This is a genomic window from Actinophytocola xanthii (genome assembly GCF_001921205.1).
Classification (GTDB): Bacteria; Actinomycetota; Actinomycetes; order Mycobacteriales; family Pseudonocardiaceae; genus Actinophytocola; species Actinophytocola xanthii.
The window spans coordinates 193776-215098 of sequence record NZ_MSIE01000007.1; the positions used below are offsets into that span (position 1 = coordinate 193776).

Annotated in this window: 15 protein-coding genes and 2 pseudogenes; 11 read left to right on the forward strand and 6 right to left on the reverse strand. The window is 71.5% G+C overall.

Features of this window, described 5'->3' with window-relative positions; all coding sequences use genetic code 11:
* Positions 1–12: 12 nt before the first annotated feature.
* The 3 genes from BU204_RS06355 to BU204_RS06365 are packed head-to-tail and all read right to left on the reverse strand — an operon-like array spanning position 13 to position 2903.
* Positions 13–819, reverse strand: a complete 807-nt coding sequence (locus BU204_RS06355) for a citryl-CoA lyase (RefSeq protein ID WP_075124585.1) — start codon at positions 817–819, stop codon at positions 13–15.
* Entirely contained in the window at positions 816–2030 is a 1215-nt protein-coding gene (locus BU204_RS06360) for a CaiB/BaiF CoA transferase family protein (protein WP_075124586.1), read from the reverse strand. Before BU204_RS06360 ends, BU204_RS06355 begins: the two co-directional genes overlap by 4 nt.
* A 57-nt stretch (positions 2031–2087) precedes the next feature.
* Positions 2088–2903 carry an IclR family transcriptional regulator gene (locus tag BU204_RS06365; protein WP_075124639.1) on the reverse strand — a complete coding sequence of 272 codons (816 nt, stop codon included), beginning with the start codon at positions 2901–2903 and terminating at the stop codon, positions 2088–2090.
* A 188-nt stretch (positions 2904–3091) separates the two neighbouring features.
* Between BU204_RS06365 and BU204_RS06370 the strand changes: the two genes are divergently transcribed.
* Genes BU204_RS06370 through BU204_RS06395 form a run of 6 tightly spaced genes read left to right on the forward strand, consistent with a single transcriptional unit; the run spans position 3092 to position 10921 of the window.
* The gene (locus tag BU204_RS06370; protein WP_158073408.1) at positions 3092–4570 is read left to right on the forward strand and encodes an aldehyde dehydrogenase family protein; all 1479 of its coding nucleotides are present in this window, start codon (positions 3092–3094) and stop codon (positions 4568–4570) included.
* Positions 4567–6321, forward strand: a complete 1755-nt coding sequence (locus BU204_RS06375; protein WP_075124587.1) for a thiamine pyrophosphate-binding protein — start codon at positions 4567–4569, stop codon at positions 6319–6321. The genes BU204_RS06370 and BU204_RS06375 overlap by 4 nt, the downstream gene beginning before the upstream one ends.
* A 7-nt stretch (positions 6322–6328) precedes the next feature.
* A complete protein-coding gene (locus tag BU204_RS06380; protein WP_075124588.1) occupies positions 6329–7486 on the forward strand; it encodes an ABC transporter substrate-binding protein in 1158 nt (385 codons plus the stop codon).
* Positions 7487–7491: 5 nt separating this feature from the next.
* Positions 7492–8361, forward strand: a complete 870-nt coding sequence (locus BU204_RS06385) for a branched-chain amino acid ABC transporter permease (protein WP_075124589.1) — start codon at positions 7492–7494, stop codon at positions 8359–8361.
* Entirely contained in the window at positions 8358–10163 is a 1806-nt protein-coding gene (locus tag BU204_RS06390; RefSeq protein ID WP_075124590.1) for a branched-chain amino acid ABC transporter ATP-binding protein/permease, read from the forward strand. The genes BU204_RS06385 and BU204_RS06390 overlap by 4 nt, the downstream gene beginning before the upstream one ends.
* An 8-nt stretch (positions 10164–10171) precedes the next feature.
* On the forward strand, positions 10172–10921 hold the full coding sequence (locus BU204_RS06395) for an ABC transporter ATP-binding protein (protein WP_233159454.1): 750 nt from the start codon (positions 10172–10174) through the stop codon (positions 10919–10921).
* 46 nt (positions 10922–10967) lie between these two features.
* Here BU204_RS06395 and BU204_RS06400 read toward each other — a convergent pair whose 3' ends face one another.
* The gene (locus tag BU204_RS06400) at positions 10968–11936 is read right to left on the reverse strand and encodes a ThuA domain-containing protein (RefSeq protein WP_075124592.1); all 969 of its coding nucleotides are present in this window, start codon (positions 11934–11936) and stop codon (positions 10968–10970) included.
* Between the two features lie 154 nt (positions 11937–12090).
* On the opposite strand from BU204_RS06400, the gene BU204_RS06405 reads away from it, so the two are divergent.
* From BU204_RS06405 to BU204_RS06420, 5 genes and pseudogenes are all read left to right on the forward strand, one after another.
* Positions 12091–14211 (forward strand): outer membrane protein assembly factor BamB family protein, encoded by a 2121-nt coding sequence (locus tag BU204_RS06405; protein WP_075124593.1) that lies wholly within the window; start codon positions 12091–12093, stop codon positions 14209–14211.
* A 101-nt stretch (positions 14212–14312) separates the two neighbouring features.
* Positions 14313–15224: a shikimate dehydrogenase gene (locus tag BU204_RS06410; RefSeq protein ID WP_075124594.1), complete on the forward strand. Its 912-nt coding sequence runs from the start codon at positions 14313–14315 to the stop codon at positions 15222–15224.
* A gap of 46 nt (positions 15225–15270) precedes the next feature.
* Positions 15271–17100 (forward strand): annotated as a pseudogene (locus BU204_RS41095) (bifunctional sugar phosphate isomerase/epimerase/4-hydroxyphenylpyruvate dioxygenase family protein); the annotation flags it as partial.
* Positions 17101–17223: 123 nt separating this feature from the next.
* A pseudogene (locus BU204_RS41100) lies at positions 17224–18018 on the forward strand (sugar phosphate isomerase/epimerase family protein); the annotation flags it as partial.
* Positions 18019–18162: 144 nt separating this feature from the next.
* A complete protein-coding gene (locus tag BU204_RS06420; RefSeq protein ID WP_143229329.1) occupies positions 18163–19083 on the forward strand; it encodes an FG-GAP repeat domain-containing protein in 921 nt (306 codons plus the stop codon).
* 94 nt (positions 19084–19177) lie between these two features.
* Here BU204_RS06420 and BU204_RS06425 read toward each other — a convergent pair whose 3' ends face one another.
* Entirely contained in the window at positions 19178–19990 is an 813-nt protein-coding gene (locus BU204_RS06425; RefSeq protein WP_143229330.1) for an SAM-dependent methyltransferase, read from the reverse strand.
* 14 nt (positions 19991–20004) lie between these two features.
* The gene (locus BU204_RS06430) at positions 20005–21201 is read right to left on the reverse strand and encodes a cytochrome P450 (RefSeq protein WP_075124598.1); all 1197 of its coding nucleotides are present in this window, start codon (positions 21199–21201) and stop codon (positions 20005–20007) included.
* Between the last annotated feature and the right edge of the window lie 122 nt (positions 21202–21323).

Sequence of the window (21323 nt, forward strand, 5' to 3'; positions counted from 1 at the left end):
CCTCCCCCGACCTCAGCGCGCCGCGGTGTCCTCGCGGTAGGTGGGGAGGATCGAACGCGGCACGGGGCCCTTGTTGCGCTTCCCCGCGGTGGTCTCCTCCCAGGCGTGGGCGAGGATGCCGACGCTCCGGCTGAGCACGAACAACCCCCGCGCGAGCGCCGGCGCGAACCCCAGCTCGGCGTAGATCACCGCGGTGGCACCGTCGATGTTCATCGGCACCGGCTTCGCCTTGGCGCCGTTCAGGAACGTCTCGAGGGCGCGTGCGGCGCGCAGGTGCCGGCCCGCCACCACGCCCTCGGCGACCGCACGGTCCACCAGCGCGAGGAGCGGGTCCCGGCGAGGATCCACCGGGTGGAACCGGTGGCCGAAGCCGGGGACGTAGCGGTAGCGCCCGGCGACCCGCTCGGCGGCCGCCGCGAGGTCGGTCCCGTCGTCCTCCAGCGCGACGATGTCGGTGAGGGCCTCCACGCACTGCTGGCCCGCTCCGCCGTGTGAGTCGCCGAGTGCGTTGACCCCTGAGGCCATCGCGTTGTTGAGGCCGACACCGCAGGTGGCGGTCATCCGCGCGATGGCGATCGACGGCGCCTGCGGACCGTGGTCGACCGAAGCGACCAGGGCAGCCTCGAGCAGCGACGCCCGCCGCGCCTCGGGTAGCTCGCCGCGGACCATGAGCCAGATCATCGAGACGAAGTCGACCGACCCGATCAGCTCCTGGACGGGGATCCCGCGCAGCTCCACCACGCCGGGCGCCATCCGCACGATCCCGGTGGCCCACCAGTCCGCCGCCTCCCTCGCCGCCCCGCTCACCGGCTCGCTCACCGGCTGTCCTCCGTCGTGGCGGCGGGGAGGGAGCGGGAGCCGTCGAGCCAGCGGGTGAGGAGGTCCCGCTGCTCGACGTTGTGCTCGCCGAGCAGCGGCGGCGGCCCGGGCGGGTGCAGCGCACCGCCGTCGACCAGCACGCCGTTGCCGCTGGTCCGCACCGTGCGTTCGGGCGCACCGGGGAACGGGACGTCGGCGAAGAAGCCGCGGTGCGCCAGCTGTTCGGACGCGACGGCCTGGGGCACCGACAGGATGCGCGCGGCCGGGACACCGATCGCGGGCAGGAGCTGCTCCCACTCCGCGGCGGTGCGCTTGCGCAGCTCCCCGGTCAGCTCGTCGTTCAACGCCTCGCGGTTGCGCTTGCGTGCCTCGCGGTCGACGAAGCGGGGATCGAGCACGAGGTCCTCGCGGCCGAGCAGCCCGCACAGCTTCTCGAACTGGGTCTGGCGGTTCGCGGCGATGTTGAGCAGCCCGTCCGCGGTCTCGAAGGTGCCCGACGGCGCGGCGGTGACGTTCTGCTGCCCCATCGGCGTTGGCGCCACACCGCTGATCACGTAGTGCGACACCGCCCACCCCATCGCCGACATCGACGCCTCGAGCATCGACAGGTCCAGGAAGCAGCCCTCGCCGGTCCGTTCCCGGCCGACGAGCGCCGAGGAGATCGAGAGCGCGGCCATCAGGCCGCCGATCGTGTCGCAGACGGGGAAGCCGACGCGCAGCGGTGCGGTGTCCTCGGTCCCGGTGATGCTCATCATCCCGGACAGGCCCTGGATGATCTGGTCGTAGGCCGGGGCCTGGCTCATCGGGCCGGTCTGGCCGAAGCCGGAGATCGCGCAGTAGACCAGACCGCGGTTGAGCGCGCGCAACGTCTCCCAGTCGAACCCGAGCCGGGCCAGCACCCCGGCCCGGAAGTTCTCCAGCAGCACGTCGGCCCCGCGCACCAGGTCCTCGAACACCGCCCGCTGCGCGGCGTCCTTGAGATCGATCTCGATCGACTTCTTCCCCGCGTTCTGGGCCAGGAACGACGCGCCCAGGCCCGCGTTGTTCAGGTCGGGCTCCGGGCCGAGGTGGCGCGCGAGGTCCCCGGAGCCGGGCACCTCGACCTTCACGACCTCCGCGCCGAACAGCATCAGCTGGTAGCTGCAGTAGGGGCCGGCCAGCACGTTGGTGAGGTCGAGCACGCGGATACCACGAAGCGGTGTTCTTGCCATGCGTCTGCTCCTTCTGCGGGATACGCAGAATCCAGGGATGTCGTGCCGGTCCGGCGGCTACATGCGGAACGGGTGGTCGAAGCCCCGTTCGGTCATGTGCCCGGCAACGTCGGTGAGGGCGGCGACGAAGTCCTCGACCCGCTCGTCGGAGAAGCGCACCGTCGGGCCGGACAGCGACAACGCGGCGATGACCGCGTCGGTGCGGCCGCGGACCGGGACGGCCACCGCGGACAGCCCGGCCTCGCGTTCGCCGTGGCTGACGGCGAACCCGCGCACGGCGGCCTCGTCGATCTGGGCGCGCAGCGAGTCGAGGTAGTCGGGCCCGTAGGGAGAGCTGCGCGCGACGCGGGCCAGGTGCGCCTCGTCCGAGTTGGCCAGCAGCACCTTGGAGGACGCGCCGGCCCACAGCGGCAGCTCGTCGCCGACGTGCACGACGTGGCGCAGCGGTTGCGGGCTCTCCTGCTGAGCCACGCAGACGCGGTAGATGTCGCGCGCGACATACAGGTTGACCGTCTCGCGCTGTCGCTGGGCCAGGCCGCGCATGAGGTCCTTGGTCTCCGGCGGCAGCTCCCAGCTGCCGCGGGCCAGGTGGGCCCAGCGCCACAGGCTCGGACCGGCCATGTACCCCTTGGCCGTCGCCCACAGCAGCCCGTTCTGCTCGAGGGTCTGCACGAGCCGGATGACGGTGGTCTTGGCCAGCCCGGTGGCCCGCACGATCTCCGACACCGAGATGGCGGGCTGGGTCTCGGTCAGCAGCCCGAGGATGTCGATGGCGCGCTGCACGCTGCGCACGCCCTGGATCTCGTTCTCCCCGGCACTCGCCGCCGCGTCGAAACGGTGCTCAGCGGTCTGGTCGGTACCGGTCGGCTTCACCACAACATCCCCTCTGCCACGACGATCCACCATCCTCACCGCTCGCCTCCGCTCCGTCCAGTGGGCACCCCCGCCGCCATAACGTCTTCGGCTCGAAGGCTTGCCAGCTCCGGTGGCGAGCCGTACGTTACACCCAGTCCGTAGAGCGGTCCAGATGTACCGCTCGATGGTTCATTAGGAGAACTGTGGTGTTGCACGAGGTTCTCGCTCCGCCCCCTACCGGCATCCCGACCGAGGCTCCTGCCTTCGTCGCGGGTCGCTGGTCCACCGAGGGTCCGTCGGCCGAGCGCGTGGGTCCCTACGTCCGCGCGGTGGTCTCCCGCTCGTATCCGGCCACGGCTCGGCAGATCGAGACGGCCAGGGCGTTCGCGCGGACCGGCGCCGCGGCCGTCGCCGCCCTGGCCCCGGCGACCCGGGCGGAGACGCTGGAGCGCGCCTCGCGCCTGGCGACCGAGCACCGCGGCGAGCTCGCCCGGCTGCTCGCGCTGGAGCTGGGCAAGCCGGTGAAGGACGGAACGGGCGAGATAGACCGCGTGGCGGACACGTTCGCGGTCTGCGCGAGCGCGGCCCGCTCGATCGGCGGCGAGACCCTCCCGGTGGCCGGCTGGGCGCGCGGGGCCGGCAACACCGCCTTCACCTACCGCGCTCCCGCCGGGGTGGCACTCGCGATCACCCCGTTCAACGCACCGGCGAACCTGTTGGCGCACAAGCTCGGCGCGTCGTTCGCCGCGGGCAACACCACGCTGGTCAAGGCACCGCCGCAGGCACCGGCGACGACCGCGGCGATGATCGCGCTCGTGCTGGAGGCCGGCATGCCGGCCGAGGCCGTGCAGCTGCTGCACGGCGGCGGCGACGTCGGCGCTGCCCTGTGCTCGGCACCCGAGGTGAGCGTCATCAGCTTCACCGGGAGTCCCGAGACGGGGAACGCGGTCGCCAGAGCCGCCGGGGCGAAGCGCCTGGTCCTCGAGCTGGGCGGGAACGCGGCGACGATCGTCTGCGCGGACGCCGACCTCGCCCACGCCGCGCGGGTCTGCGCGCGCACCGGGTACTCCAACTCAGGGCAGAGCTGCATCTCGGTGCAGCGGGTCTACGTGCACCGGTCGCGGTTCGACGAGTTCGTCGAGGCCTTCCGCGCCGAGGTCGACGCGCTCGTCGTCGGCGACCCGCTCGACCCGGACACCGACGTCGGCGCGATGGTCGACGAGACGGCCGCCGCCAGGGTCGAGTCCTGGATCACGGAGGCGACCGCGCGCGGCGCCCGCCTGGTCGCGGGCGGCACGCGGGACGGGGCGACGCTGCGGCCGTCGGTGGTCGCCGACCCGCCCCCGGACACGACCCTGGTCACCGAGGAGGTGTTCGGGGCGCTCGTGGCGGTGCTGCCGTTCGACGACCTGGACGCGGTGATCAATACCTGCAACAGCAGCAGGTTCGGCCTGCAGGCCGGCCTGTTCACCAACGACCTCGCCACGGTCGTCACGGCGTGGCGGGACCTGGCCGTCGGCGGCCTCGTGGTGAACGGGTCGTCCAACTTCCGGCTCGACCACGTCCCGTTCGGCGGCGTGAAGGACTCCGGCTTCGGACGGGAGGCACCCCAACAGATGATCGACGACTACACCGTGGTCAAGACCCTCATCCTGCGCGGCATGTCCATCTGGGGGCGGGCATGACGGTCACGGCGGCGGAGGCACTGGTCCGCCAGCTCGAGTCCTACGGCGTGGACCACGTCTTCGGCGTCTGCGGTCACACGAACATCGCCTTCCTCGACGCGCTGGGACGCAGCGAGATCCGGTTCGTCATCGCCCGGCACGAGCAGGCCGCGGCGCACGCGGCCGACGGCTACGCGCGGATGACCGGCAAGCCGGGCGTGCTCCTGGTCCACGTGGGACCCGGGATGACGAACGCGGTCACCGGCGTCGCGACCGCCGCGCTCGACTCGGTCCCACTGGTCACGATCGCCGGAGACATCCCGTCCTACTACTACGGCAGGCACCCCCACCAGGAGGTGAACCTGCATGCCGACGCGGACCAGACCTCGATCTACCGCCCGTTCGTGAAGCGGGCCTGGGCGGTGCACCGGGTCGAGGACCTGGCGAGGTTCACCGAGCGCGCGTTCTGGACGGCGACGTCGGGCCGCCCCGGCGCGGTGCTCCTCAACGTCCCGATGGACCTGTTCTCCCGGCAGGTGTCCGAGGACTCGGCCACCGCGTACCCGGCGGTCGGCCTCTCCCCCGCCCCGGCACTGCCACCGGAGGACGCCCGACGCATCGCCGAGGCGCTCGTCACCGCCGAGCGGCCGCTCATCTACGTCGGTGGCGGGCTGCGCGAGGACCCGGGTCGGGCAGCCCTGCTCGAGCTGGCCGAACACCTGGACATCCCGGTCGCCCACTCCCTGATGGCCAAGGGCACGGTCGAGGACCGGCACCCGCTCGTGATGGGCATGACCGGGTTCTGGGGCCTGGACGTGACCAACAAGTACACGTTGGACGCCGACGTCGTGCTGGCCCTCGCCACCCGCTTCGCCGAGACGGACTCCAGCTCGTGGAGCGCCGACCACACCTGGCGGTTCCCGCCCGGCCGGCTGATCCAGATCGACATCGATCCCGCCGAGATCGGCCGCAACTACCCGGTCGAGATCGGCGCCGTGGCGGACGTGGGTCTCGCCGTCCGGGCGATCGCCGACGCCGCGCTGGCGCTGCGCCCGGAGGGCACGGATCGGCCCGGGCTGCGGGAGACGATCCGCACCGAGCGCCGGCAGCTGTTCACGGGGAGCCGGGAACGGGGCCGCAGCACGGACTTCCCGCTGCGACCCGAGCGGATCCTGACCGACCTGCGCGAGGCGCTGCCCGCCGACGCGGTGCTCGTCACCGACGTCGGCTGGAACAAGAACGGCGTGGCGCAGTGCTACGAGCTGCCGCCGGGCGGCAGGTTCATCACGCCGGGCGGCATGTCCACGATGGGCTTCGGCCCGGCGGCGGCGGTCGGGGTGCAGCTCGCCGCGCCGGAGCGGGTGGTGGTCGCGCTGGTCGGCGACGGCGGGATGAGCGCCCAGCTGCCCGCCGTGCCGATGGCCGTCGAGCAGGGCCTACCGGTGATCTTCCTGGTGATGAACAACCGCGCACACGGGACGATCGCCGACCTGCAGGCCGCGAGCTTCGGCGCCAGCTTCGGCTGCGAGTTCCGCGACCAGGACGGCAACCCCTACTCGCCCGACTTCGCCGCCTACGGCAGGGCGTGCGGAGCGGACGGCTACCTCGTCGAGGAGCCGACGGACCTGGCCGCCGCGCTCCGCGAGGCCGTCCACCGTCGCCGGCCGGCCGTTCTGGACGTACCGATGGTGAACGAACCCGTTCCCACGCCAGGACATTGGAACATCAAGGACATCTACCGCGGTGCATTCGACCTACCCACAACGAGGTGAGAAGCTCATGCCCAGAACAGCAACGGCGCGGTTACTCCTCTGCGCGACGGCACTCGCGGTCGCGACGGCCGGCGCCTGCAGCGCCCCCGGTAGCGACTCGTCGTCGCAGGAAAGCTCCGACGGACCCTTCAAGATCGCCGTCGTCAACGCGCAGAGCGGCCAGCTGAGCTCGCTCGGCCAGTGGGAGTGGAAAGGCGCCAAGCTCGCCGCCGACGAGTGGAACGCCAAGGGCGGCATCGACGGTCGGACGATCGAGCTGGAGCTGTTCGACGACCAGGGCGATCCGACGGTGGGCACGAACATCGCCCGCAAGCTCTCCAGCGAGGGGTTCGTGGCGATGATCGGCACCGCGGAGAGCGCGGTCACCGTCGCCATGATCCCCATCCTGCGGCAGGCGAAGATCCCGAACATCACCTCGGGCCAGTCGCCGGCCATCGCGGAGGCGGGCAGTCCCTACGCGTTCTACAACGGACCGACGAGCAACACCTACGACGAGAGCCTGGCGCGGTACCTGGTCGACGACAAGGGCCACCGGAAGATCGCCCTGATCTCCAACAACGGCTCCTACGGCAAGGGTGAGCGGGACGCGTTCACCAGCGCGCTGGCCGACCGCGGCATCACCCCGGTGGACGACCAGGTGGTGACGACCGACCAGAAGGACTTCAGCGCGGCGCTGACCTCGATCCGGCAGAAGGCGCCGGACGTGCTGTTCGTCGGCGCGGAGGAGGTCGCGGCCGGACTGATCGTGAAGCAGGCCCGCGAGCTGGGCATCACCGCGACGATCGCCGGCGCCGCGCCGATGGGCACGCCGGTGTACCTGGAGACCGCCGGCGTGACCAACGCCGAGGGCACCGTCGTCAGCTCCCCCTACCTGAGCAACGACACCGACGAGGCCTCCCGCGCCTTCGCCGAGGCCTACCAGCGCGCACACGGCGAGGAGGCCGAGATGCACGGCGCCAAGGCCTACGACGGCGCCAACATCGTCTTCACCGCGCTCGAGAGCTCGAACGGCGCCGGCGGTGCCGAGCTCGCCGAGGCGATCCGCGGGACCGAGTACGACGGCCTGCTCGGCGACTTCGACTTCGACGAGAGCGGTGTCGGCATCCACGAGACGTCGATCGGGGTCATCACCGCCGGCAAGCTCACCGCGGAACCCGCCAGCTGACGACGATGGAGGTCTTCTTCCAGACCCTGGTCGGCGGGCTCGGATTCGGCGCCGTCTACGCCCTCGTCGCCATGGGGTTCTCGATCGTCTACCGCACCATGGGCCTGGTCAACTTCGCCCACGGTCAGGTGGTCATGATCGGCGCCTACGCGGCGTCCACCTTCTACATGACCGCGCACGTGCCCTTCTTCATCTCGATCCCGGTCGCCATGGTGGTGACCGGGCTCATCGGGCTCGTCATCGAGCGTGTCCTGCGGCCGTTGGAGAACAAGGACTTCGACCTCATGCTGATCGGCACCATCGGCTTCGGCATGGTGCTCGAGTCGCTCGCGACGATCATCTGGGGTGCCACCGGGCACGCGGTGCCGTCCCCGGTGGACACCGAGCCGCTCGACGTGTTCGGCATCCGGATCCGCACCTACAGCATCGTCGTGCTCGCCGTCGCCGCGCTGGCGACCGTCGCGCTCGTGCTGTTCCTCCAACGCACGAAACGGGGCGCGGCGATGCAGGCGGTGGCGATGGACCACGAGGCCGCGACCGCGGTAGGGATCCACGTCGGACGCAGCAACGCCGTCGCGTTCGCGATCGGTGCCGGGCTCGCCGCCCTCGCCGGCGCGCTCGTGGCACCGATGCTCTACGTCAACCCGACCCTCGGCGGCTCCCTGGGCATCAAGGGGTTCGCCGCGGCCATCCTCGGCGGCTTCGGCAACATCCCCGGCGCCGTCGTGGGCGGGCTCGCCATCGGCGTCCTCGACTCCTACGCCGCCGGGCGGTTCCAGGCCTACTCCGAACTGGTGGTGTTCCTCGTGTTCACGGTGATCATCATGATCAAGCCGACCGGGTTGTTCGGCGAGCGGACGGTGAACCGGGCATGAGACTGCGAGTCGGCGGGTTCGCCGTCGCCGCCGTGGCGGCCTGGTTCCTGCCCTACGGGCTGGACCTGTACGGCATCCACGTCATCGACATCGCCATCGTGTTCGCGCTGCTGGCCGTGGGCCTCGGGCTCGCGATGGGCGTCGCGGGACAGATCAACCTGGCCCAGGTCGCGTTCTTCGGGGTCAGCTCCTACGCGGTCGCCATCCTCACCACCCGCGCCGGCTTCGGGTTCTGGACAGCGGCGGTGCTCGCCCTGCTGGCCGCCACCCTCGTCGGCGTCCTCGTCGGGATCCCCGCGCTCCGGATGCAGTCCCACTACCTCGGCATCGTCACGCTCGGCCTCGCGCTCGCCTTCACCAACTGGGTCACCAACAGCACGGTCACCGGCGGCGCGGACGGCATCTCCGGCATCCCCGTGCCGCCGCTGTTCGGGATCGACCTGTCCAGCGAGTACCTGTACTACTACCTCGAGCTGGTCGTGTTCGGGCTCGCGCTGGCGTTCGCGGGGTTCGTCGCCCACACCGGGCTCGGCCGCCGCATGCGGGCGATGCGGGACGACTCGCTCGCCGCGGGGGCCGTCGGCGCGCCCGTCCCGATCCTCCGGATGACCGCGTTCGTGCTCGCGAGCCTCTACGGCGGGGTCGCCGGGGTGCTCTACGCCGGGCTGATCCGCTACGTGGCGCCGGAGACCTTCAGCATCGCCAACATGTTCCTCCTGCTCGCCATGGTCATCATCGGCGGCCGGCAGAGCATCCTCGGCTGCGTGGTCGGCGCCGTCGCGCTGGCGCTGCTGCGGGAGGCGCTGGTCGACTTCTCGGTCTACGCCCAGCTCGGGTTCGGGATCGTCGTAGTGCTGATGGTCGTGTTCGCCCCGACCGGCCTCGCCGGCATCCCCGCGCGGCTACGCCGCCTGGTCCGCCGCCGGCGGACCAGCGACCACCGCGCCACCCTGCGCCCGTTCCGGCCCGAGCCCGCCGGCGGCCCCGACCGGGTGGGTGCCAGCCTGGAGATCTCGGGCATCAGCAAGCAGTTCCGCGGTCTACGGGCGCTGGACGACGTGTCCATGTCGGTCGCACCCGGCGAGATCCGCGGCGTGGTCGGGCCCAACGGTTCCGGCAAGACCACGCTGTTCAACATCGTCACCGGCATCTACGGCGTGTCCTCCGGGTCGGCGTCGGTCGACGGGCGGGTCGTGACCGGGCGGCGACCGCACCAGCTGTCCCAGCTCGGGCTGGCCAGGACCTTCCAGAACCTGCGCCTGTTCGGACAGATGACCGTGCGGGACAACGTCCTCGTCGCTCTGGACCGGTCGTCGATGCTCGCGGTGTGGCGTTACCTGCTGTGGCCCGTCGGCATCTGGCGCGCCGAACGCGACCTGCGTGCCCGGGCCGACGACCTGCTCGAGCGGTTCGGGCTGACCGACTTCGCCGAGGCGGCACCGACGTCGCTGCCCTACGGCATCCAGCGGCGGCTGGAGATCGCGCGGGCGATGGCGACCCAGCCCCGGCTGCTGTTGCTCGACGAGCCGGCGGCCGGCCTCAACGGCCAGGAGGTGGGGCAGCTCGGCGAGATCGTCCGGGCGATCCGGGCGGACGGGGTGACGGTGGTCCTCATCGAACACAACATGGGGCTGGTCATGTCCCTGTGCGACCGGGTGACCGTGCTCGCCAGCGGCGGCGTCATTGCCGACGGTACCCCGGCCGAGGTGGCGGTCCGCCCCGAGGTGATCGAGGCCTACCTCGGCGACTCGATGAACACCGCCGACATCGCCGCCGAGGTGGAGTCGGAGGCGGTCCGATGAGCGGCACGGTGACAGACCCGACCCCGACCAACCCGACCCCGACCCCGACCGACGAGCTCGTGGTGTCGGGCCTGTCCGTCCACTACGGCGGGGTGCGGGCGGTGAGCTCGGTGAGCTTCACGGTCGGCCCCGGCCAGTGCGTCGGGATCATCGGCGCCAACGGCGCCGGCAAGACGTCGACCCTGAAGGCGTTGATGGGCCTCGTGCCGAGGACCGCCGAGAGGATCCAGTTCGGCGACCACGACCTCACCCGGGTCAAGGCCCGCGACGTCGTACGCCACGGGATCGGCTACGTGCCGGAGGGCCGGCATGTCTTCCCCGGGCTCACGGTCGAGAAGAACCTGTTGCTCGGGGCGTACGTCCGGGCCTGGAAGGGCGAGACGCGCAGCACGCTGGGCGAGGTGTTCGAGCTGTTCCCGGTGCTCGGCGAGATGCGCCACCGGCTCGCCGGTGCGCTGTCCGGCGGACAGCAGCAGATGCTCGCCGTCGGTCGCGCGTTGATGTCCAAGCCACGGCTCATCCTCCTCGACGAGCCGTCGATGGGCCTGTCCCCCAAGCTCATCGAGGACATCCTCGCCGTCCTGCAGCGGCTCAGCGCCGCGGGCCACGCCCTGCTGCTCGTCGAGCAGAACGCGAAGCTCACCTTCGAGGCCACGAGGACCTGCCTCGTCATGGAGAACGGCGAGGTGGCAATGACTGGCACCTCGGCGGAGCTGCGGGACGACCCGCGGGTGCGGCAGATCTACCTGGGACTGTGACCCCTCCGGGGTGGGACGGCGACGAGTCCCACCCCGGAGGGACACCTCAGCGGCAGAACGGCTCCGCTCCCGCAGCCGACCGGATGCCGCCGACGACCAGCCGCTGGAAGTACGCCGCGCCCTCCATCGTGGGCCGAGCCGCGAACGCGGCCGCGTCATGGCCGAGCGTGGTCACCCACGACCGACCGCCGTCGTAGTACTGGCACCACGCGACAGGGTGATGGTCACCGTGGCCGGGGTGTCCCATCGACCCCCGCACGCCCCGGGCGAGCGTCGACTCGTCCACCTCGGCGAGAACCCGGACCCCGCTCGGGTAGGGCACCAGGTTGTACCACTCGTCCGCGAACGCCCAGCGGCGCGGGAGGTCCTTCGTGGACACGTCGTTGCGGCTGACCGTCCGCACCGTTCCCGGCTGGTTCGGCCCGTGGTCGTAGTAGTTGGCGCCGCCCAGCAGCCCCTCGTACCACGGCCAGTTGTACTCGGTGCCGAACGCGTTGTGGATGCCGACGAACCCGCCACCGCCGCGGACGTACTGCCGCAGCGCGGTCTGCGCCGAGTCGTCGAGAGTGTCCCGGGTCGTGCTGAGGAACACGATCGCGTTGTAGTCGAGCAGGCGACCCGCGCTGGACAGCTGAGCGACGTCCTCGGTCCAGTCGGTCACCCAGCCGTTCTCCTGGCCGAGCCGCACGATGGCCCGCTGCGCCACGTTCCCCTCCGCCAGGGGCGGGTTCATCCCGGGCGCGAGCGCGGGCCCGAGGTTGGCGTGCCGGGGTCCGGCGGTGCGCGAGTAGACCAGCACCCGCACTCCCTGTGAGAGGTCGAAGTTGCCCCAGTCGTGGTAGCAGCCGGGTCGTACGCCGCGGCACACGCCGTAGTCCGGGTCGCCCAGCTCCCTCGCCCCCGTGGAGGCCCCGTCGTTCGCCGCGGCGGGCGCGCCGACGGCGAGGACGGTCGCTGCCGCCGCCGCGACCGCGCTCAGGACCACGGCCAGCGACGTCGATGTTCGTCTGTTCATGGGGTGCCTTTCTCGTGATCCGTTGAGCGGACCAGATGAACCAGATTGCCTTGTGAAAGACGTGGAAGCGAGCGTACGCTGAACCGCCACACAGACCAACAAGTCCGCTAGACGGACCACAAGACGGCTCTCTCGACGACGGAGGTAGTGCGGCATGGCGGAGATCCAGCGCAGGGACCTGATGAAGGGCGCGGCGATGGCGGCCGTCGGGATGACGGTCGCCGGCAACGTCACCTCGGGGGCGCCGGCGCTGGCCGACCCCGCGACGGGCGGACGGCCGCCGGTGGCCCTCGTCCCGGGCGGCAGGGACTTCCCGAAGGTCGGCGGCAACCTCGGCAACCAGAACTACTCCGCGCTCCGGGAGATCCGGCGTGGCAACCTGCGCAAGCTCGGCGGCGCCTGGGTGAACCGGATCGAGGGCGGTCTGGCCTCCGGAAACAGCCAGAGCACCGCGGTCGCGGTGGACGGCGTGCTGTACATCGAGTCCGCGCAGGGCAACGTGGTCGCGGTGGACGGCGCGACCGGCACTACGAAGTGGACCTACCGCCAGACCAGGGGCGCGCTGACCCGCCGGGGGGTGGCGGTGGGGCACGGCAAGGTCTTCACCCACGGCAACGGCAGCTGGGTCATCGCCCTGGACCAGGAGACCGGCGCCGTCGCGTGGGAACGGCAGATCACCGAGTACGGCAACCTGGAGAAGGTCGCCATCACCTACCACGACGGCCGGCTGTTCGTCGGCGCGGCCGACGGCGACCGCGGTGCCGGCCTCGCGCTCGACGCGGACAGCGGCGACCACCTCTGGCACTTCTGGGGCATCCCGCAGCCGGGCGAGTTCGGCAACGACACCTGGGAGGGCGAGTCCTGGCGGACCGGCGGCGCGACGCCGTGGATCCATCCCGCACTCGACCCGGAGCTCAGGCTGGTGTACTGGACCTTCGGCAACGCCAGGGGCAGCCGGTCCTCACAGGACGGTTCGGAGCGGGGCGGACAGAACCTGTTCGCCAACTCGATCGTCGCGGTGGACATGGACACCGGCGAGTACCGGTGGCACTTCCAGTCCGTTCACCACGACATCTGGGACATGGACAACGTGATGGCACCCGTGCTCGCGGACGTCCGGATCCGCGGGCGGATGCGCAAGATCGTGATCTACGGCAGCAAGACCGGCATGTACTACATCCTGGACCGGGAGACCGGTGAGGCGCCGCTGGGCATCGACGAGCGTCCGGTTCCCCAGGAACCAAGGCAGAAGACCTGGCCGACCCAGCCGTTCCCCCGCCAGGGCCCCTGGACCGAGACCAGGCCGGTGGAGCAGCCGCTGGGCACCTCGGTGCCGGGACACCCGGCACGCGCGGTACCCAACTACGCCACGGGTCCGCTCTACACGCCGCACTGGGACACCCCGGTGCTCACGATCCCCGGCCACGGCGGCGGCGCGGACTGGAACCACCAGTCGTTCAGCCACAGCACGGGCTGCGTCTACACCGGCTTCGGGTACGTGGCGGCGGCCCACTCGCTGACCGAGTCCAGCAACGGGCTGCGCCCGCCCGGCGAGTACCAGACCGGTGGGGTCGTGGCGGTCGACGCCAGCACGAACCGGGTGCGCTGGAAGCGGAACCTGCCCTACTCCCTGGCGCACGGCAACGGCATTCTCACCACCGCGAGCGACCTGCTGTTCATCGGTCAGCCCGACGGCAACCTGCTCGCGCTCGACGCGCGCACCGGCCGCGAGCTGTGGCGCTTCCAGTGCGGCGCGGCGATCAGCAGCAGCCCGATCACCTACGAGGTGGACGGTGAGCAGTACCTCGCGGTGTACGCCGGGGGAACCGGCATCCCCTACGGCAACTCCGCACCCCGGGGCGACTTCCTCTGGGCTTTCCGGATCGGCGGTGCCGTCCCGCCGGCGCCGACCCCGCCCCCGCCGGTCGTCCGCAGGCCCGTGCAGGGCGCCCCGGTCGAGGGAAGCGCCGTGGGCGACACGGTCGTGATCGGCCGGACCTACGACCCGGCGACGGGAACGGTCGGTGCCACCGAGTCGACGGCGGTCAACGCCATGGCTCCCACCCACCTTCGGGTTCCGGCCGGCACCGCGGTGACCTTCACCAACCACCCCGGCAACGCTGGCGTTCGCGGCGCGACCCAGTTCTTCGAAGGGTTGTTCGACGTGCGCCTCGCCCCGGGCGAGTCGTACACCCACACGTTCCGGACGAAGGGCGAGTACTTCTTCAACGACCCGGCCAGCCCCCGCTCGACCGGCAAGGTCGAGGTCTACTGAGCCGTGCGTCCGCGGTGTCGGGCGGTCCGCCCGGCACTTCCGGTCGCCGTCTCGTCGGCGTATAAGTAACTATCTAGTTCGTGTACACGGACGGGAGAGCTATGGCAGTGGCGCGCACCGGCCCCGGGTACCTCGTCGGGCTGATCGGCGCGGGCATCGGCGCGTCGCTGAGCCCTCAGCTGCACGAACGGGAGGCCGACGCGCTCGGCGTCCGCTACCTGTACCGGTTGCTGGACCTCGAGGTTCTGGGCGTGCCGCCGCGGCGGGTCGGCGACGTTCTCGACGCGGCCCGGCTCGCCGGCTACGACGGGCTGAACCTCACCCATCCGGTCAAGCAGCTCGTGCTCGACCACCTCGACGAGCTCACGCCGGAGGCGGCGGCGATCGGCGCGGTGAACACGGTCGTGTTCACCGGCGGCCGCTCGGTAGGCCACAACACCGACCTGACCGGCTTCTCCCGCGGCCTGCGCACGGGGCTCCCGGACGTCGCGCTGGACCGGGTCGTGTTGCTCGGAGCGGGCGGCGCGGGGGCGGCGGTGGGGCACGCTCTGCTGTCGCTTGGCGCGAAGACCCTCGAGGTGTTCGACCTCGAGCCCGCCCGCGCCGACGGTCTCGCGGCCTCGCTCCGCGAACGGTTCGGCCCGGACCGGGTGAGTCCCGGCCGGCTCGGCGGCGGCTCCCTCACCGCCGCGCTGGAGGGCGCGGACGGACTGGTTCACGCGACACCCACCGGGATGGCCGGGCGTCCCGGGGTTCCGCTGCCCGAGGAGCTCCTGCGTGCGGAGCACTGGGTCGCCGACATCGTCTACCGACCGCTGGAGACCGACCTGCTCCGCACCGCGCGCGCTCGGGGTTGCCGCGTCCTCGACGGGGGCCGGATGGCGGTCTTCCAGGCGGCCGAGACGTTCCGGATCATCACCGGGCGCGAGCCGGACCCGGACCGGATGCTGCGTCATTTCGCCGACCTGGCCCCGAACGGAGATGCGGAGGTGCGCGACCGTGCGAACCGTTGAGAGCGAGCCGAGGACCGCGGACGCCGACCCGGCCGCGGCGGACCGTCTGACCATCGCCACCCTCTGTCTGTCGGGCACGCTCGAGGACAAGCTCGCCGCCGCCGCGGCGGCGGGGTTCGGCGGGGTGGAGATCGTCCAGGACGACCTCATCGCCTCCCCGCTCTCGCCCCGGGAGGTACGCCGGCGATGTGCCGACCTGGGGCTGGTGATCGACCTGTACCAGCCCTACCACGACTTCGAGGCGGTCCCACCCGACCTGCTCGCCGCCAACCTGCGCCGCGCCGAGCACAAGTTCGAGCTGATGTCCGAGCTCGGCGTCCACACCCTGCTCGTCTGCTCCACCCTCGCCCCCGAGGCGGTCGACGACGACGAGCTGGCCGCCGAACACCTGCACCTGCTCGCCGACCGCGCCGCCCGCCACGGCCACCGCATCGCCTACGAGGCACTCGCCTGGGGCAGGCACGTCAACACCTACGACCACGCCTGGCGCGTCATCCGTCGCGCCGACCACCCCGCCCTCGGGCTCTGCCTGGACAGCTTCCACGTGCTGGCGCGGGGCGGCGACCTCAACGGGATCCGCGTCATCCCGGGGTCGAAGGTGTTCGCGCTGCAGCTGGCCGACGCCCCGCCCCGGCACATGGACCTGGCTCAGTGGAGCACCCACCACCGGCTATTCCCTGGCCAGGGGGCCTTCGACCTGACGACGTTCACCAGCGCCGTGCTGTCCACCGGGTACTCCGGGCCGCTGTCGGTCGAGGTGTCCAACGACGTGTTCCGCCAGGCCGACCCGCGGCGCACGGCGATCGACGCCATGCGTTCGCTCGTCTCCGCCAGGGAGCCGTTGCCGCGACCCGAGGCGGCCAGGACCGCGGCGGCCGACCTGCCCTCGGCGCCGGTGCTCACCGGGCACGTGTTCACCGAGCTGGCCGTCGACGGCATATCCGGACCGGTGCTCGCCCGCACCCTGACCGCGCTCGGCTTCACCCACAGCGGCCAGCACCGCTCCAAGCCGGTGCAGCTCTGGGAGCAGGGCGAGGCCCGCGTGCTGCTCAACTCCACCCCGCGCTCCACGGCACCGCCCGGCACGGTGGAGATCGCCGCGATCGGCGTGGACAGCGCCGACCCCCGGGCCTCGGCGCTGCGGGCCGAACGGCTCCTCGCCCCCGTCCTCCCCCGCAGCCGCCGACCGCAGGAGAGCGAGCTGTACTCGGTCGCGGCGCCGAGCGGGATCGCGGTCTTCTTCTGCAGCACCGGCGACGAGGAGAACGACTGGCGCCGCGACTTCACCCCCACCGGCAACCCGCCCGCCGGCGACGCTCTGCTGCTCGCCACCGACCACGTCTCGCTCACCGAACCGTTCGACGACTTCGACCAGTCCACGTTGTTCTACCGGTCGGTGCTCGGCCTGCGCGCCCAGTCGGCCACCGAGTTCGCCGCACCGTTCGGGATGGTCCGCAGCCGGGCGGCGACCGACCCCGACCATCGCGTGCGGATCACCCTCAACGCCGCCGTGCACCGGCGGGGCCAGTGGGCGCCGGCGGTGCCCGACCCGCAACACGTCGCGTTCGCGACCACCGACGTGATCGCGGCGGCCGAGGCGCTGCGTTCGCTCGGCGCTCCGCTGCTGGACATCCCCGGCAACTACTACGACGACCTGGAGTCGCGCGTCCAGCTCCCGGCCGGGCAACTGGCGGCGATGCGGGAGTACTCGGTGCTCTACGACCGCGACGACCACGGCGAGTACCTGCACGTCTACACCGAGGTGCTGGGCTCGCGGGTGTTCTTCGAGGTGGTGCAGCGCATCGGGGGCTACGCCGGCTACGGCGCGGCCGGCACGACACCGGTCCGGATGGCGGCCCACCGCCGACGCCGGTTGGTGGCGTCGACGACGTTCGCGCCGCCGCCGGCGGCGGCCCCGGCGGGCGAGCCGGTGCACGAGTACTCGGTCGCGCACCTGTCCGCGCTGAGCCTGTCCCCGCCGGAGCTCGTCGACGCCGCCGCCGAGGCCGGCTACCAGTACGTCGGCATCCGCCTGACGCGGGTGACCCCGGACGAGCCGCACTACCCGATCGCGACCGACCCTGCGCTGCTGAGGAAGACCAAGGAGCGCCTGGAGGCCACCGGCGTGCGCGTCCTCGACGTGGAGCTGGCACGCATCGGCCCGCACGACGATCCCCGGGCGGTGGGCCGGCTGCTCGAGGTGGGCGCGGAACTGGGGGCGCGCCACGTCATCGCCCAACTGCCCGACAGCAACCGGGACCGCAAGATCGAGCACTTCGCCCAGCTGTGCGACCTGGCGCTGCCGCTGGGCCTCACCGTCGACCTCGAGTTCCCGTCGTGGACCGAGACCCCCAACCTCGACGAGGCGACCCAGGTCCTGCACGGGGCGTCCCGCGCGAACGCGGGCATTCTCGTCGACCTTCTCCACTTCGCCCGCTCGCAGTCCAGTGTGGACGCGTTACGCCGGCTGCCGCGCGAGTGGTTTCACTTCGCCCACGTCTGCGACGCACCGGCACGCGTCCCCACCTCCGTCGAGGGCCTTGTGCACACCGCTCGGTTCGAGCGCCTCTTCCCCGGGGAAGGCGGGATCGACGTCCGCGGCATCCTCGCCGCCCTGCCCCCGGACATCCCCTACGCGCTGGAGATTCCGAGGCAGGGCCTGACCAACGAGGTGGGTGAGCGGGAGTGCCTCCGCCGCGCGCTCGAGGCCACCCGCCACCATCTCGGTCACACCCACCGCGCTCCGCGTCACCCGGTGGAGTTGTTCTCGAAATTCGATAGTGGACCGAACTAGTGCCGGCAGCGGATCGATGCGACCATGAATTCCTGCGGTTGAGCTGACGTCCTGAACCAGCTCAACCAGTAACTGGGGCTCCTCGAAAGCAATAAACGGGCTCATCGACAAGAAATCTGGTCACCGTTTATCTGGAGGAGATTGATGAAGTTCATATGGTCGAAGGCTGCATTGGTGGTGTCGGTGATGCTCACGGCCGCCATGGCGGGTTCGATGACCGCGCACGCTCAGGCTCCGCGCGCCTACCAGTTCGTCCTGGCTGCTTTTGGGGTCAACCAGGGCTGGCAGGTGAACGCGCATCCCCGGATGCTTGCCGACATCACCGGGGACGGGCGAGCCGACATCGTCGGGATGGGCAACGCGGGCGTCTACACGGCGGTCGCGCTCGGCAACGGCGGCTTCGCCGCACCACAGTTCGTGCTGGCGGGGTTCGGCGTCAACCAAGGCTGGCAGGTGAACTCGCATCCCCGGATGCTTGCCGACATCACCGGAGACCAACGCGCCGACATCGTCGGCATGGGCAACGCCGGCGTCTACACCGCCGTCGCACTCGGCAACGGCGGCTTCGCCCCACCACAATTCGTCCAGTCGGCATTCGGCGTCAACCAAGGCTGGCAAGTGAACTCGCACCCGCGGATACTCGCCGACATCACCGGAGACCAACGCGCCGACATCGTCGGCATGGGCAACGCCGGCGTCTACACCGCCGTCGCACTCGGCAACGGCGGCTTCGCCCCACCACAATTCGTGCAGTCGGCATTCGGCGTCAACCAAGGCTGGCAAGTGAACTCGCACCCGCGGATACTCGCCGACATCACCGGAGACCAACGCGCCGACATCGTCGGGATGGGCAACGCCGGCGTCTACACCGCCGTCGCACTCGGCAACGGCGGGTTCGCGGCACCGCAGTTCGTGCTCTCGGCGTTCGGCGTCAACCAAGGCTGGCAGGTGAACCTGCATCCCCGGATGCTTGCCGACATCACTGGGGACCAACGTGCCGACATCGTCGGGATGGGCAACGCCGGCGTCTACACCGCTCCCGCCCTGGGCAACGGCGACTTCTGACGCGGTGCTCGTGGTCCGCGGCGGCCGTCGTCGGCTTACGCGGGCGCCGCGACGCTGTTCCCGAGCCTGGCCGGGGCACCGGGTCCGAACCCGGTCAGGACCGGGTCAGGGTGAGCAGGAGGTAGCCGAGGTTGCCGGCGGCGGCCAGGGCCGTGCACATGGAGTAGAACAGCTCCGTCGACTCCTCGCCCAGCGTGGCGACCAACGACTCGTGGCGCTCTCGGCCGGCCGCCACCACGTTGGTGAACGTGGCACGCCGGCTGTTCTCGGTGATGTCACGCACGGCGGTGACCGTCAGGCCGGCGGGGACGAGGGTGTCGTAGGCCGACAGGTCGGGCAGCACGGTCAGGATGTTGGCCTCCGCGAAGCCGGTCACCAGGTCCGCGGTCCCCCGGTCCGCCGTGCGGAACACGTCGGTCAGGACCAGCCGGCCGCCGGGGCGCAGCACCCGCGTCGCCTGTTCCAGGGCTCCCACCCGGTCCGGCACGTGCATGATCGACTCCAGCGCGAACGCGTGGTCGAACGACTCCGCGTCGAACGGGAGCGCCATCGCGTCGGCCTGGTGGAACTCGACCCGGTCGGCGACGCCGGTCCGCTGGGCGCGGGCGGTGGCCCGGTAGACCTGCTGCTCGCTCACGGTCACCCCGACGACCCGCACGTCGGGGTACCGTTCGGCCAGCCGCACTGCCGGACCGCCGGTCCCGCACCCGATGTCGAGCACGCGCGCTCCGGGGCGCACGTCCAGCTCCCCGACCACCAGGTCGGTCATCGCGAGCAGGGCGCCCGGGAAGTCCCCGTCGTCCTCGGGGTTCGGCCAGTATCCGAAGTGGACCTGCGCGCCGAACAGCAGCTCGTAGTAGTCGATCATCGAGTCGTAGTGCTCGCCGACCGCACCCGTCGTGGTCACGTCCTTCTCCTCCTTCACCACGCCACCGGCAACCGGTGCACGCCGTAGATCTGCCGGTCCGCCCGCATCGGCACCTCGGCCGCGGGCACGGCCAGGCGCAGCGTCGGGAACCGCTCGAGCAGCCGGCCGAAGCCCAGCCGCAACTCCACCAGGGCAAGGGCCTGCCCGATGCACTGGTGCACACCGTGCCCGAACGTCACGTGCCCGGCCGCCGAGCGGGTGACGTCGAGGGTGTCGGGGTCGGGGAAGCGCTCGGGGTCGCGGTTGACCGCGGGCACCGACACCGTCACCACGTCGCCCTCGCGGACCTGGCACCCGGCCAGCTCCACGTCGGCCAGCGCGGTCCGCGTGATGCCGTACTGGGGGATGCTGAGGTAGCGCAGCAGCTCGTCGACCGCCCCGGGCAGCAGGGCCGGGTCGGCGCGCAGGGCCGCCAGCTGGTCGGGGTTCGCCAGCAGGGCGAAGGTGCCGATGCCCAGCATGTTCGCGCTGGTCTCGTGTCCGGCGACCAGCAGCAGGAACGCGATGCTGCACAGCTCGACGTCGTCGAGGTCGGTCTGGCTGATCAGGTCACCGAGCAGGTCGTCCGGCCGCTCGGCACGCTTGCGGACAACGAGCTGGTACAGGTAGGCGTTGATCTCCCCGAACGCGGCCTCCATCCGGGCCACGTCGAAACCAAGCAGTGCCTCGGAGATGCTCTGGAAGTGCGCGCGGTCCTCGTAGGGCACGCCCAGCAGCTCGCACATCACCCGCGACGGCACCGGCAGGGCGAACCGCTCCACCAGGTCCACCGGCGGCTCGGCCCCGGCCAGGTCGTCCAGGCACTCGTCCACGACCTCGCCGATCCGCTCCTCCAGCTCGCGCATGCGCCGCGCGGTGAACCGGCCGGCGAGCAGCTTGCGGTAGCGGGTGTGGTCGGGCGGGTCCATGCCGAGGAAGTAGCCGGGCGGGGCGGGCTGCATCGCGGCAGCCCCGGCGGGGCCGACCGGCAGCCGCTTCAGCTCCAGCCGGGCGCTGAACCGCGCGTCGGACAGCACGGCGCGCGCCGCGGCGTGCCCGGTGACCAGCCACCCGACGTGCCCGTCGGGGTAGCGCAGCGGGGTCACCGGATGCCGCGCCCGCAGCCGCGCCAGCTCCGCCGGCGGGTCGAACGGCGCGGACCGTTCCGTCGGTAACCCCGCGATTCCGTCCACCGCGACCTGTTCTGTCATCGGCCCGCCTCCCCGGAATCAACCCTGTTGGTCACCTCTCGTAGCGTCCCTTCGGTTCGATCACGTACTTGTGGCTGAGTTCCGTCACGTTCCCCTGAGGTGGCGGTTCCGGAGGTTGGTCG